This is a genomic window from Aeromonas sp. D3, assembly GCF_027705025.1.
Taxonomy (GTDB): domain Bacteria; phylum Pseudomonadota; class Gammaproteobacteria; order Enterobacterales; family Aeromonadaceae; genus Aeromonas; species Aeromonas salmonicida.
This window is the reverse complement of the sequence record NZ_JAPDBE010000008.1, coordinates 128146-141092: the sequence shown is the minus strand read 5'-3', so window position 1 is coordinate 141092 and position 12947 is coordinate 128146. Positions and strand designations below refer to the sequence as shown.

The following is a 12947-nucleotide window of genomic DNA, read 5'->3' as shown; positions in this document are numbered from 1 at the left end:
GAAGCCAAGGCCACAGAAATACAGTGTAAAAAAAGCCAATAAAAACAATGCCAGTCAGGCTTAACTGACTGGCATTACCCCCGATGGACGGCTATTTTTTCTGTGCTTATAATCGGCGCACCTTGTCATCACAAAAAATAAGGAGGTAAAAAATGGTTATCCAAGCGTGCCCGATGTTCTCGGCTCGCCTGTTCGGCACATTCCAGTGCTCTTGCCTGCATACCATCGCGCTGCGATAGCGGGTTCGAGCAAAGCCGACTCCCTTCCAAACCGAGACCTTTCTCGACTCTGCCGTTGTCGCCAGCGCTCCTGATGACAGGGATTTTTGATCCCGTGATTTTAGAGAGCAAGAGCATGACAACCCTGATGAGTACCCATTCCCTGCACATGACGGCAGGACACCTTCCCCTGTTTGACAGCGTCGACCTCAGCATCCGCAGCGGTGATCGCATCGGCCTTATCGGTGCCAATGGCAGCGGCAAGAGCACACTGCTCGCCCTGCTGGCCGGTCAGCTCGATCCCCATGACGGACGCGTGCATCACGCAGCGGCTTGCCGTTGTGAATTCGTGGCGCAACATCTGCCCGCACGCCTGCAGGCGCTCACCGCCCGCGCCGTACTGCTCGATGCAGTGGACGGGGATCCCGCGCTCGACTGGCAGGTGGACAAGATGCTGACCGAGCTGCAGCTTGAAGCACAGGCCGCGTTACCGGTCAGCGCCCTGAGCGGCGGCCAGCACACCCGATTGCAGATAGGCCGCGCCCTGCTGCGCCAGCCCAATCTGTTGCTGCTCGATGAGCCCAGCAACCACCTGGACTTGCCCGCTCTGCTCTGGCTGGAGCACTTCCTGCTGGGCTGGCGCGGCGCTTTCGTGCTGGTGTCCCACGATGGCCGCCTGCTCGACCGGGTCACCCGCGAGACCCTGATCCTGCGGGATCGATGCCTCTATCGCTTCGCCCTGCCTTGCAGCCAGGCCAGAGCGGCCCAGGCGGAAGAGGACGAGCAAGCCCGTTTGCGCCGGGCCGACGAGCAGAAGGAGATCGACCGCCTGAGCGCCAGCAGCAAACGCCTCGCCATCTGGGGGCGGGAGCATGACAACGAGAAGCTGGTGCGTCAGGCCAAATCCATGGAGAAACGGATTGCCAGGATGCAGGAGGAGCAGAGCGTTGTCGGTGCCGGCGCCCCCTGGCGCCTCGAACTGCACGGGCAGGCACTGCCCGCCGATGCCCTGCTGCGGTTGGACGCCCTCGACGTGCGCCCCGCTCCCGGCTTGCCTCCCCTGCTGCGGGCCGAGGATCTCGGGCTGCGAGCCGGAGACAGGGTTGCCCTGCTCGGTGCCAATGGCACCGGCAAGTCCTCCCTGCTGCGTCAGTGCTGGCACGATCTGCGCGCTCAACTACCGGGTGAAGGCTGGCACCGCCACCCCGGCGCCAGCATCGCCTACTACGATCAGTCCCTGCAGCAGCTCGATGACGCTGTAACGCTGACCGATGCTCTCTATTGTCTGGCCCCCCTGCCCGAGGTGACGCTGCGCCAGGCCTTGATCCGTGCAGGTTTCCCCTACTCCCGTCACGGGCAACGCGTGCATAGCCTGAGCGGTGGTGAGCGGGCCAGGCTGCTGTTTCTCGCCCTGTCGCTGGCGAGCCACCATCTGCTCTGGCTGGATGAACCCACCAACCATCTGGATCTGGAAGGAAAAGAAGATCTGGCCGAGGCGCTGTCGCGTTTTGCCGGTGGCGTGCTGCTGATCTCCCACGACCGGGATCTGATCGAGCGCAGTTGCAACCGGTTCTGGGTGATCAGGGAAGGCCGGATTGTCGAAGCCCACAGTGCCGAGCGGGCCTATGCCGAGCTGCTCTGTGATGAACCCATGGACCTTTCAATCAGCCCCGCCACCACTGGCAGCCCGCAGGAGCAAGCCACTGTGGAGGATGACGAAGAGGCGCTGCTGGCACGCTGGTACGAGCTGGATGCCCTGCTCGCCGCCGATCTCGCCCGCAAGCCCAGGCATCAGACACCCCGGCTGCAACAACAGTGGCGCGACGAGTTGCAGCAGCTGGCCGGTTTGCTTGGCCTCGCAGCGAACTGACACCAGCAGTCACACCTTCACACAACTGTCTTTCCCAATCAGGCGGCCTGCCAACACAGGCCGCACAGGAGAAGAGCATGAATTCACGACAAGGGGGCGAACTGCGGCTCGACCCCATCACGGCGGCCGATCTGCCTCACATCTATCGCGGCCTGTCGGATCCAGAGGTTATTGCCCACTACGGCATCAGTTACGATAGCCTGACAGCCTGTGAGGCCCAGATGGCGTGGTACGCCGACCTGGTGCGTCAGGGCACTGGCGGCTGGTTTCTGATCCGCAGTCAGCACACCGACCTCCCCATGGGGGCCATCGGCTACAACGATGGCGATCCGCAGCACAGGAAGGCCGAGCTAGGTTATTGGCTCTATCCCGAGTACTGGGGAAAAGGGGTAATGGGCAGGGCCCTGCCCCTTTTTCTGACCCACTTCTATGGCACCACTACGCTGCACCGGCTGCAGGCCCTGGTGGAGGAGCCCAATGTCGCCTCCGCCCGCGTCCTGCTCCGCGCCGGATTTCGCTACGAGGGGACGGCGCGGGAGTGCGAATGGAAGGGGAATCAGTTTATCTCCCTGCAACACTACGCCCTGCTACGCAGCGACCAGCCAAGCGCCCGGTAGCCAACACCCCTGATAGACAAAGAACCCCGCACTGCGGGGCTCTTTGTCGGGATGGTTACTTGATGACGCAGATATTCTCCGTGTCCCGGGTGCGGCGCAGATAGCGGCGCCACAGGGAGAAGAGACCGTAACCTGCACTCAGCAATACGGCATAAAACACCTGGGAGGCGAGCGCCACCAGCACGGCGAGGCAGAGCAAGACACTCAATCCCGCCAGCCCCTTGCCCATGCCGCCTAGCAGACGCCAGCCAGCCGCCATGCAGAGCAGGTAGACCAGCACGAAGTTGCCGTTGGCGTAGCGGATAAGCTCATCCAGCGGCAGCCGCAGCCAGAGGATCAAGGTGATGGAGACAAGGCAGATGGCGAGCACCCAGCACAGGGCATTGAGCGGCGCCCCCCGGGCCGAGAGACGAGCCAGCGAGGTGGGCAGCTTGCCCTCCCGCGCCATGCTCCAGATAAGGCGCGCAAACCCCTGCAGATAGATGTTGATGCTGGCAAAACAGGAGAGATAACCCAGGATTGCCACCAGCCACTTGGCGGTAGGGCCGAACAGCAGCGAGAGCAGCGCCGGAATGGCGGTGGCGTTTTTTGCCTCGTCGCCATAGAGCCCATATTTGAGCACCACCAGCGAGTGAACCCAGTAGATAAGCCCCGCCAGCAGCACGCCGCCAAGCAGTGCCAACGGGTAGTCCCGCTCAGGTCGCTTGAACTCCTCCCCCATGTGGGCGAAGGCTTCCAGCCCCACGAAGCACCAGAACATCACTGCCAGCGCCGTGCCCATGGCGGGCCATTCGCTTGCGCTCGGCAACGGCTGGGCCCCGTCGCGCCAGCTGAGATCACCCTTGAACCAGATGAGCAGGGTCAGCCCCAATATGGCCAGGGCGATCAGCAGTTGCAGGTTGCCGGAGGATCGTGCCCCGCGCAAACCCAGCAGAAACACCCCGAGCAGGGTCAGCAGCTGTATGCCCCACAGGGTCCACTCCTCCATCTCGAACAAAGCATGCCAGAAGCCGGCGGCAATGGTGAGTGCGGCAGGCAATCCCACCGGCAGCACAGCCAGAAACAGGAAGGCGGAGAAGCGCTCGGCGCCGTTGCCAAAGGCAAGCCCGATGAGATGCGGCGCCCCACCTGCGTGAGGATAACGACGGCCAAGCCGGGCGAAGGTGAAGGCGATGGGCAGCACCAGCACAATGAGCAGCACCCAGGCCCAGAGCGAGGCCCCACCGGCCAGCGACGCCGCGGTCGCCGGCACCACGAAGATACCGGTACCCAGCAGTGAGGTGGCGAGCAGCCCCATTCCCTGCCAGAGCCCGAGATCCTTTTTCAAAGCAGACATATTCCTTTGTCCCGATTAATAAACACACATCGGGCCATGTTAGGCCGCAACCCCTTGCTTGTTAAGGACTATCCCTTGCTCAAACAAAAAAAGCCGCCTCTTGCGAGGCGGCTTCTTCATTCAACAGTGTAACCGGAATTATCAGGCAATCAGCTTGTAGATGATACCGGACATGGCGATCAGGCCAATCAGGGTCACGAAGCCGTTGCTGATGTTGCCAGCGTATTTGCGCATGGCAGGTACCTTGGTGATGGCGTACATCGGCATCAGGAACAGCAGCATGGCGATGATGGGGCCGCCCAGGTCTTCGATCATGCCGAGGATGCTGGGGTTGACGGTAGCCACAGCCCAGGTGGTCAGGATCATGAAGACGGCAGTCACCTTGTCCAGTTGCTTGATGTCGACCTGCTTGCCTTTCTCGCGCAGCGCCTTGGCCATCAGACCGTTCATGCCCTCTTTGGCACCCAGATAGTGGCCGAGGAAGGACTTGCTGATGGCAACCATGGCGATCAGCGGAGCCGCTGTGGCAATGAAAGCATTATCGAAATGGTTGGCCAGGTAGGACAGAATGGTGATGTTCTGTTCCTTGGCGGCAGCCAGATCAGCCGGGGAGAGGCTCAGTACGCAGCTGAACACGAAGAACATGACGGTCATGACCATCATGACGTGGGCACCCAGCAGTATGTTGCCGCACTTCTTCTCGGCACCGGCGCCGTAACGACCCTTGTTGTCTACCGCGAAGGAGGAGATGATCGGGGAGTGGTTGAAGGAGAACACCATCACAGGAATGGCCAGCCACAGGGTCTTGATGAAGTCGCCGTTGAAGGCATCGGACAGGGCCGGTGCTTCTGTGATGATGGCGCCGTTCCAGTGTGGAACCAGATAGAAGGCCAGGCCCATCAGGGTCAGCACGAACGGGAATACCAGCACGCTCATCGCCTTGACGATGAACTGGCCACCGAGGCGAACCACCGCCATCAGACCCAGGATCAGTGCCAGCGACAGGACGGCACGGGGGGGCGCTGTCATACCCAGTTGGTGAACCAGCAGGCTTTCAACCGTGTTGGTGATGGCGACCGAGTACATCAGTACTATGGGATAGATGGCAAAAAAGTAGAGCAGGGTGATGAACTTGCCTGCGGTCTTGCCAAAGTGCTCTTCCACCACTTCGGTGATGTCGCCATCACGGGTGGAGCCGGACAGTACGAAGCGAGTCAGACCACGGTGTGCAAAGAAGGTCAGCGGCAACGCCAGAAGCGCCATGGCCACCAGCGGCCACAAACCACCTACACCGGCGTTGATCGGCAGGAAGAGTACACCGGCACCGATGGCGGTACCGTACAAACCCAGCATCCAGACCAGATCGGCCTTGGTGTTGCCACGGGAAGACGCATTACTGGCTACGCTGCCTTCTACTGCAATATTCATGTCAGACATAGTGGTGTTCCTGTCATCAAGGAAAATAGAAAAATCGAGTCAATCGGGCGCAATGCCCTGTCCCATTTCCCTGGAACTCCTGCCGTCCATCCCTGTTTTTTTCTTCCCCCCAAACCCGGCAAGGTGGTCATTACTCCATGCAACAACCAAATTGCAACAAACAGGTCAGTGGGTCATCAGCCTGGGGCTGTCAGCGCGTCAGCTGTTACAAGTCGTTAACGCGCCTTTGTTCTGATGGGCTGACTCTAATTAAATCCCCTTAACGATCACAGTGTTTTTTTGAATTAATCAACCAAAGTTTGACTAGAATCGCCTTTCTGGCGTCATGGATCACGTTATCAGCTCAACCTTGTGAACAACCGTTAACAAGTACAGGTAGTTTCACCAGTATCTATATCCTTATAGGTATAACAAACCGCTTACACTCGGTCGTTTATTGGTCAGGTTGTGCCTCGCCTTGCCCTGACGTACCCTGTTGTTCACCCTTTTTTCCCCTGAGTTGTCATGGTCATCACCCGTACCGATCTCGCCGAACTGGCGGTTTTTGCCGCCGTGGCCCGCCATCAGAGTTTCAGCAAGGCCGCCCTCGAACTCGGCGTCTCGGCCTCCGCCCTGAGCCACAGCCTGAAAGGGCTGGAGACCCGGCTCGGTGTCAGACTGCTCAATCGCAGCACACGCGCCGTGGTGCCGACCGATGCGGGTCAACGTCTGCTCGAGCAGTTGCTGCCGACCCTCAATACCCTGGAAGAGGCCCTCGACGAGCTGGCCCATCACAGCAATGAGCCTGTCGGGCGACTGAAAATAAGCGCACCAAGGGAGGCCATCAACGACTTGCTGGCCCCTGTGCTTATCGATTACATGGTGCGCTACCCGCGCATGCAGGTAGAGGTGGTGGAGCAGGAGCTGATGCCACGGCTTATCGAGGATGGCTATGACGCAGCCATCTTCTACGGCGATCTGCTGCCCAAGGAGATGATCGGTGTGCCACTGGGACCACACCAGCGTTATCTGGTGGTGGGCTCACCGGCCTATTTGAGCAAACACGGCACACCGCAACATCCCCGCGAGCTGTCGCGTCACGCTTGCATAGGTTATCGATTGACACCTTCCCACCATTATCGCTGGGCGTTTACCGAGGGAAAGGGGAGCATGCTGGAAATCGAGGTGACAGGGCCGCTCACCACCAGCACGCCAGCCCTCTATCTTGGCGCTGCCGAGGCAGGGCTGGGATTGGCTTACTGTCCGGAAGAGGAGGTCAGCAAGCAGCTGGCAGAAGGGAAACTGTTGCGAGTGCTGGAGCCCTGGTGCCCAACCTTCGTGGGATTTTCACTCTTCTATCCAAGCCGTCATCAACTGGGTAAAGGTCTGCGCGCCCTGATCGACATGCTCAAGGCACACTACCAAACCCGGTAATTGCTGAATTTTACTCATCAATTCATCGATCTTAAGGCGGATTATCAACAAAAATGTATTAATTTAGACTGTCGGCTCGATAATCGAACTCCCCAAGAGAATAGATATGTCTGCCTACTTCACATTACGCCAGCGGGCGATGACCCGCCGTTTCTGGGGCTATGCCCTCCCCTCCATCATGGCCATGCTGGTTTCCGGTGCCTACTACCTGGTCGATGGCATCTTCGTCGGCCACTACGTGGGCGCCGCCGGCCTCGCCGGCATCAACCTGGTCTACCCGGTCATCATGGTGCTGATCGGTCTCGCCGCCATGATCAGCATGGGCGCGGCCACCGCCATCTCCTTCCAGCAAGGGGCCAAGAACATCAAGCTCGCCCGCCAGGCACTGGTCAATGCGCTCTGGCTGCTGGCCTTGCTCGGCACTCTGGCCCCCCTGCTGCTGCACCACTGGCACATCGATATCCTGCTGGCATTGGGAATCGAGCAAGGCACAGAGACCTGGAAACAGGCCAGTGACTACCTCTACTGGATTGGTGGCGGTACCCTGCTGCTGGCCAGCAACCTGGCGGTGCCCTATCTGCTGCGCAACGACGGCAAACCCAGGCTGGCCATGATCCTGGTCAGCGGGGGCGCAGTGCTTAACATCATTCTCAACTACATCATGGTCGGTCGACTGGGGTTGGGACTGGTGGGCTCTGCCCAGGCGACACTCATGTCCGAGGGGGTCGTCAGCCTGCTGGGCCTGGGTTACTTCTTTACTTCCCATGCCAAACTGAATTTGTCATGGCGCCATCTAGTGCCCAATTTTCCGGCCATGCCCAACCTGCTCTTTACCGGCCTGCCGAGCCTGATCGCCCAGTTCAACCTGGGACTGCTGCTGCTGCTGCACAATAGCCAGCTGATGGCGTATGGCGCCATCAAGGATCTGGCCGGTTACACGGTAGCAGGCTACACGGAGGCAATATTCATCGTCATCCTGCAGGGACTGGCATTTGGCATCCAGCCTCTCGTCAGTCAGGCGGCGGGGGCCAAGCGCTACCGTGACCTGAAATTCCTGATGGAGATGGGGCTCAAGATCACGCTGGTCTATGGCATGGCAGTCTGGTTGCTGATCCAGCTGTTGCCGCGCCAGGTGGCCATGCTCTACACCGGCGGTCAGGATGCCGAGTTGCTTGCCGCCGCCGTCAGCAGCCTGACTCTCAACCTCAGCGCCATTCCGCTGGAAGGGATCATCATCTTTGGCATAGTGCTGCTGCAATCCATGGCTCGCACCAAGCAGGCACTGATCATATCGGCGGCCAAGACACTGCTGCTGCTGCCACTGATCTTCTTGCTGCCGATGCAGTGGGGACGCGAAGGTGTACTGCTCGCCCAGCCCACGACTGTGCTGCTGTTGACACTGCCGCTGTGCTGGCTGCTGTGGCGAGAGTGGCGTCGCCTCAAGCTGGCGTGCGCTCCTCAGGGCCTGCACCAGGCCACAGGGCTAACCGCTCGTCAGGCTCTGCGGCTGGCACGTCGCCCGAGCTAGACACAAGTAGCACGACTACGTGCTAAAGCCGGGTAGCCTGCTCACGCACCTGTGGCAACACCATCACCTGCTGGGCTGCCACCAGTTGCAGCTCATAGGCTCCGGCGAGCCAGGTCTGTGCCATTACTGCATCGACGCTGGCGTTGGTACGCTCGAACGCCGCCACAGGCGTGAAACCTGCCAGCAGATTGGCCAGCATGGTGGCGCTCAGCAGATCACCGACTCCAATGGGATCGCGAGCAAAGGGATAGAGGGGGCGTGAGATATGAAACGCCCCCTCTTCGCATACCAGCAGCATTTCGAACCTGTCCATGGCAAACCCCGCCTTCCCGAGATACTTGACCATCACCAGCTTGACCCCCTGATCCCGCAGTTGCTGGCATGCTGCCAGTGCCTGGGGCACATTGCGGATCTCCCGATCGGTCAGCTGTTCCAGCTCCAGCAGATTGGGGGCCAGCATATCGGCACAGGCCAGCGCCCGGTTTTTGAGAAAATCGGCGACACCGGGTGCCACTATGCATCCCTTGTCGGGGTGACCCATGACGGGGTCACAGAAATAAAGGGCGTTCGGGTTGAGCGCCTTGAGTCTGGCCACCGCCGCCAGTATCTCTTCCCCCTGCTCGGCCGAGCCGAGGTAACCGCTTAGCAGCGCATCGCACTGCCCCAGCACGCCTATGTCGGCCAGACCGGTTATCAGCTGGCGGATATGGCCATCCGGCATCACCATCCCCTGCCACCCCTGACGGTATTGGGTGTGGTTGGAAAACTGCACTGTGTTGACAGGCCACACTTCCATGCCCATGCGGCGCATAGGGAAGACGGCGGCACTGTTGCCGGCACAGCCAAAGACGACGTGGGATTGAATGGAGAGAATGCGCTTCATGACGACTCACAAAATGGATAAAAACCGCAGGGAAAAACGGGCCTTGCGGCCCGTTGTTGTCACTTTGATTAGCACAGCACCTTGACGATGTAGCTGCCATCGGCCTGACGATAGAGGCCGTGGATGTCGGTTTCGAAGCCCGGGTAGTGGGCGCCGATCTCGCACAGCATCTCGAGGAACTCGAGCACCGGCAGGGAATCAGCCGTTACCATCTCGCCCGGCAGTACCAGGGGCACTCCCGGCGGGTACGGCAGTATCATGTTGGCGCTGATGCGATTCACCATGTCACGCAGCGGCACCTCTTCCAGATTGCCCGCCAGCTCCTGTTGCCAGGCGAGGTGCGGGGTCATCTTCATCTCCGGCAGCACGTCGAACGCCTTGAACATCAGCTCCGGCAGACGGTACTTGCAGGTCAGATCGTGGATGCTCTGGGCCAGCTCCTGGATCCGCATGCCTTCGTAGAAGCTCGGGTCTTCACGATAGAGACTCGGCAATATGCTCTTGATGGTCAGGTTCAGGTCATAGCCACGCTTGAACTCGGTCAGGGCGCGCAGCAGCTGCATCGCATTGGACTGATCGATCCCGATGGAGAAGAGGAACAGCAGGTTATAGGGACCTGTCTTCTCCACCACTATGCCTCGCTCGTCGAGGAACTTGGAGACCAGGGAGGCAGGCAGGCCACGCTCAAGCAGCTCGCCCTGACGGTTCATCCCCGGGGTCAGCAGCGTGACCTTGATGGGATCCAGGTACATGTGGTCATCGTCGATGCCGTTGAAACCGTGCCAATCATCTTTCGGATCCAGCTTCCAGCACTCGACTGTGTCTATGTTGTCCGGCTGCCATACATCGAAGAACCAGCCTTCACTCTGATCACGCAGCCGCTTGATCTCCTTGCGAAAGGAGACAGCGCGATCAATAGAGTCCTTGATCAGACGCTTGCCGCTGTTGCCTCGCATCATGGCGGCGGAGATCTCGGTGGACGCCACTATGCCGTATTGCGGCGACGTGGAGGTGTGCATCATGAAAGCTTCGTTGAAGGTCTCTTCCTCAACGTCACCCTTGATGTGGATCATCGAGGCCTGGGAGAAGGCCGCCAGCAGCTTGTGGGTGGATTGGGTTTCGTAGAACACCTTGCCCGGCATGGCGTCGCCACTCATGCCGCATTTGCCCTCATAGATGGGGCTGAAGTTGGTGTAAGGCACCCAGGCACTGTCGAAGTGGATGTAAGGGGTATCCAGACTCTCCTTGATGAAGCCGGTGTTGTAGAGCAGGCCGTCGTAGGTGGAGTTGGTGATCACGGCGTAACGGGGTGCCTGGGCATCCGGGGTGGCAGCAACCTTGGCCGCTATGGTCTCGCGGCTGAATTCGCTCTGCGGAATCCCCCCCAGAATGCCGTAGGCGTTGCGGGTCGGACGAAAATAGATAGGGGTCACGTCACTCATCATCATCAGGTGAGTGAGGGACTTGTGACAGTTGCGATCCACCAACACAGTGCTGCCCGCCGGGGCGGAGAACATGCCAACAATCTTGTTGGCGGTGGAGGTGCCGTTGGTGACTATGTAGGAGCGGTCGGCATTGAAGGTACGGGCGATATACTCCTCGGCCTCCTTGTGCGGGCCTGAGTGATCCAGCAGGGAACCCAGCTCCGGCATGGAGATGGAGACATCCGCCTTGAAGGCGTTGGGGCCGTAGAAGTCATAGAAGATGCTGCCGGCCGGGCTCATCTGGAAGGCGGTACCGCCCATGTGCCCCGGGGTACAGAAGGTGTACTTGCCTTCTTCCACGTACTTGAACAGCGCCTTGGTGAAGGGCGGCAATATGGCGTCCTGATAGGCCTGAGTAGCCTGACCCATCTTGAGGGCGATGTCGTCGGCCATGCCGAGACGGTACTCGAAGAAGTGGACGTTCAGACGCAGATCGGTCAGGTGAATGTCCAGGGTGGACTGATCGTTGGCGAAGGCGAAGATCGGCAGCTTCTCGTTGCGATCGTGGATCTCCTTGCACAGACCCAGTGAATATTTGTCCCAGTCGAAGATGGCGCCGCAAACGCGGGGGTTCTTCTCGATAAGCTTCAGCAAGTCGGCCACATCGACCGGATACACAACCTGAAAGCCTTTGCGCTCCAGGGAAGCTTGCAGCTGGCGAATGGGCTCTTCTTTGAAGAAAACGCCCAGGTGGTTGAGGATGGCAATGATATTCATCTTGATGCTCCACACATGAAGGGGCGCTCTCCATCAGGGATGGTGAGTGAAGAGCGCTCGGAAGAAAAAAAGGGAATTAGTGGCTGGCTTGCTCTTTGAGCAGGGCGTCGTGTTGACGCAGCCCCTGTTTTTTGGCGTAGAACATCAGAATGATGAGCGACACCACGAAGGTGGCAGTGAGGTTGGAACCCTTGGCGCCCATCAGGGCCACCAGACAGAAGACACAGGCAACGCCGGAGAAAATCATGGTGCCTATGCTGCGGGAGGTCATGCCCTCGAAGCGAATGAGGTTAATGCTGGAGTAGAAGTAGGGCAGCATGGTCAGCAGCACAGCATCCGTGGTCAGCACGTTGAACAGATCGGCGGCGTGAGCGGACCGGGAGGTAAAGGCGGTCAGGCCAATCATCAGCGCAGTCATCTTGAGGGAGCCGAGGATCAGGCCCTTCTTGGCCACACCGTTCTTGTCCAGCTCACCGTAGATTTTCGGGAAGTTGCCATCGTTGGCGGCACGCTTGCCCGCCTCGCCCACCAGCATCATCCAGGAACCCAGCGAGGTGAAACAGGCCAAAGCGGTAAAGGCAGACACGAAGGGAGCAGACCAGTTGCCAAAGATGGCGGAGGAGGCCATGGCAAACGGTGCGCCAGAGGCCGCCACTTCACCGGCCGGGAACATGCCGCTGATCACCTGGGTAGAGAGGATGTAGATAACACCCGCGATACCCGTGCCCAGCATGGTGGCGAGGGGGACGGTACGCTTGGGGTTCTTCACCATGCCGGAAGAGACGGCGGCAGATTCCACACCGACAAAAGACCAGAGGCAGATGAGCACGGCACTGATTACCGCATGCAGGTCGCTGCCGCTGGTGGTGTTCCAGTTCTGGCTGTAGACGCTGGTATCAAAATGCCCCCATCCCATCACGGCAGTACCCACCACAGGCAACAGGATCAGCACCAGACCCAGGGTACAGAGTCGGCTCACCCAGCTGCCGCCGAGCAGGTTGACGAAGGTGAAGATCCAGACCGCCGCTATGGTGGCGATGGCCGCCGGGATAGGGTTGTTGAGGATGGGGAAGAACACCGACAGGTAGGAGACGCCGGTAATGGCGATGGCCAGGTTGCCGATCCAGTTGGCATGGTAATAGAGCACACCGGTCTGGAAACCGAACACGGGGGAGATCTCGCCAGCGTACGCAATGGGGCCACCCTCTTGCGGGTTCTTGGTGGCGAGACGGGCAAACACGAAGGCGAGGCCCATGGCACCCACCAGACAAATGGCCCAGCTGAAAATGGAAATGGAACCTATGGTAGCCAGTGCCGAAGGCAGCAGCGCTATGCCGCTCCCCATCATGTTGCCGGCCACCACACCAGTACAGGCGATGAGGCCAATCTTCTTGCTCGTATCTAGGGACATAAGATCTCCGGTTCTATAAAAGGTCGGGTCGTC

Annotated in this window: 9 protein-coding genes; 4 read left to right on the top strand and 5 right to left on the bottom strand. The window is 59.6% G+C overall.

Annotated elements, in window-relative coordinates; all coding sequences use genetic code 11:
- Nucleotides 1–354 precede the first annotated feature (354 nt).
- Complete coding sequence (locus OKC28_RS07545) at nucleotides 355–2088, top strand: ABC-F family ATP-binding cassette domain-containing protein (RefSeq protein ID WP_270688508.1); 1734 nt, start codon at nucleotides 355–357, stop codon at nucleotides 2086–2088.
- A gap of 77 nt (nucleotides 2089–2165) precedes the next feature.
- Nucleotides 2166–2705, top strand: coding sequence for a GNAT family N-acetyltransferase (locus tag OKC28_RS07540; RefSeq protein WP_021139720.1), 540 nt, complete (start codon nucleotides 2166–2168; stop codon nucleotides 2703–2705).
- A gap of 55 nt (nucleotides 2706–2760) precedes the next feature.
- Here the strand turns inward: OKC28_RS07540 and yjeH are convergent, their stop codons facing one another.
- Both yjeH and OKC28_RS07530 read right to left on the bottom strand, forming a co-directional pair.
- Nucleotides 2761–4041, bottom strand: coding sequence for an L-methionine/branched-chain amino acid transporter (yjeH, locus tag OKC28_RS07535; protein WP_034523880.1), 1281 nt, complete (start codon nucleotides 4039–4041; stop codon nucleotides 2761–2763).
- A 141-nt stretch (nucleotides 4042–4182) separates the two neighbouring features.
- On the bottom strand, nucleotides 4183–5478 hold the full coding sequence (locus OKC28_RS07530) for an HAAAP family serine/threonine permease (protein WP_034523881.1): 1296 nt from the start codon (nucleotides 5476–5478) through the stop codon (nucleotides 4183–4185).
- A 504-nt stretch (nucleotides 5479–5982) separates the two neighbouring features.
- Between OKC28_RS07530 and OKC28_RS07525 the strand changes: the two genes are divergently transcribed.
- The gene (locus OKC28_RS07525) at nucleotides 5983–6891 is read left to right on the top strand and encodes a LysR family transcriptional regulator (protein ID WP_021139723.1); all 909 of its coding nucleotides are present in this window, start codon (nucleotides 5983–5985) and stop codon (nucleotides 6889–6891) included.
- Nucleotides 6892–6997: 106 nt separating this feature from the next.
- Nucleotides 6998–8419, top strand: coding sequence for an MATE family efflux transporter (locus OKC28_RS07520; protein ID WP_021139724.1), 1422 nt, complete (start codon nucleotides 6998–7000; stop codon nucleotides 8417–8419).
- A gap of 22 nt (nucleotides 8420–8441) precedes the next feature.
- Here the strand turns inward: OKC28_RS07520 and pdxY are convergent, their stop codons facing one another.
- The 3 genes from pdxY to cadB all read right to left on the bottom strand — a co-directional run bounded on the left by pdxY (nucleotide 8442) and on the right by cadB (nucleotide 12914).
- On the bottom strand, nucleotides 8442–9302 hold the full coding sequence (gene pdxY / locus OKC28_RS07515) for a pyridoxal kinase PdxY (RefSeq protein WP_021139725.1): 861 nt from the start codon (nucleotides 9300–9302) through the stop codon (nucleotides 8442–8444).
- Nucleotides 9303–9370: 68 nt separating this feature from the next.
- Nucleotides 9371–11503 carry a lysine decarboxylase CadA gene (locus OKC28_RS07510; protein ID WP_270688504.1) on the bottom strand — a complete coding sequence of 711 codons (2133 nt, stop codon included), beginning with the start codon at nucleotides 11501–11503 and terminating at the stop codon, nucleotides 9371–9373.
- Between the two features lie 76 nt (nucleotides 11504–11579).
- Complete coding sequence (gene cadB, locus OKC28_RS07505; RefSeq protein ID WP_005312099.1) at nucleotides 11580–12914, bottom strand: cadaverine/lysine antiporter; 1335 nt, start codon at nucleotides 12912–12914, stop codon at nucleotides 11580–11582.
- Nucleotides 12915–12947: the final 33 nt, after the last annotated feature.

What these genes read in the sequence shown, in the direction of transcription:
- cadB (WP_005312099.1), bottom strand. Translation starts at nt 12,914, where the DNA reads ATGTCCCTAGATACGAGCAAGAAGATTGGCCTCATCGCCTGTACTGGT.
- OKC28_RS07525 (WP_021139723.1), top strand. Translation starts at nt 5,983, where the DNA reads ATGGTCATCACCCGTACCGATCTCGCCGAACTGGCGGTTTTTGCCGCC.
- OKC28_RS07520 (WP_021139724.1), top strand. Translation starts at nt 6,998, where the DNA reads ATGTCTGCCTACTTCACATTACGCCAGCGGGCGATGACCCGCCGTTTC.
- yjeH (WP_034523880.1), bottom strand. Translation starts at nt 4,041, where the DNA reads ATGTCTGCTTTGAAAAAGGATCTCGGGCTCTGGCAGGGAATGGGGCTG.
- pdxY (WP_021139725.1), bottom strand. Translation starts at nt 9,302, where the DNA reads ATGAAGCGCATTCTCTCCATTCAATCCCACGTCGTCTTTGGCTGTGCC.
- OKC28_RS07530 (WP_034523881.1), bottom strand. Translation starts at nt 5,478, where the DNA reads ATGTCTGACATGAATATTGCAGTAGAAGGCAGCGTAGCCAGTAATGCG.
- OKC28_RS07510 (WP_270688504.1), bottom strand. Translation starts at nt 11,503, where the DNA reads ATGAATATCATTGCCATCCTCAACCACCTGGGCGTTTTCTTCAAAGAA.
- OKC28_RS07545 (WP_270688508.1), top strand. Translation starts at nt 355, where the DNA reads ATGACAACCCTGATGAGTACCCATTCCCTGCACATGACGGCAGGACAC.
- OKC28_RS07540 (WP_021139720.1), top strand. Translation starts at nt 2,166, where the DNA reads ATGAATTCACGACAAGGGGGCGAACTGCGGCTCGACCCCATCACGGCG.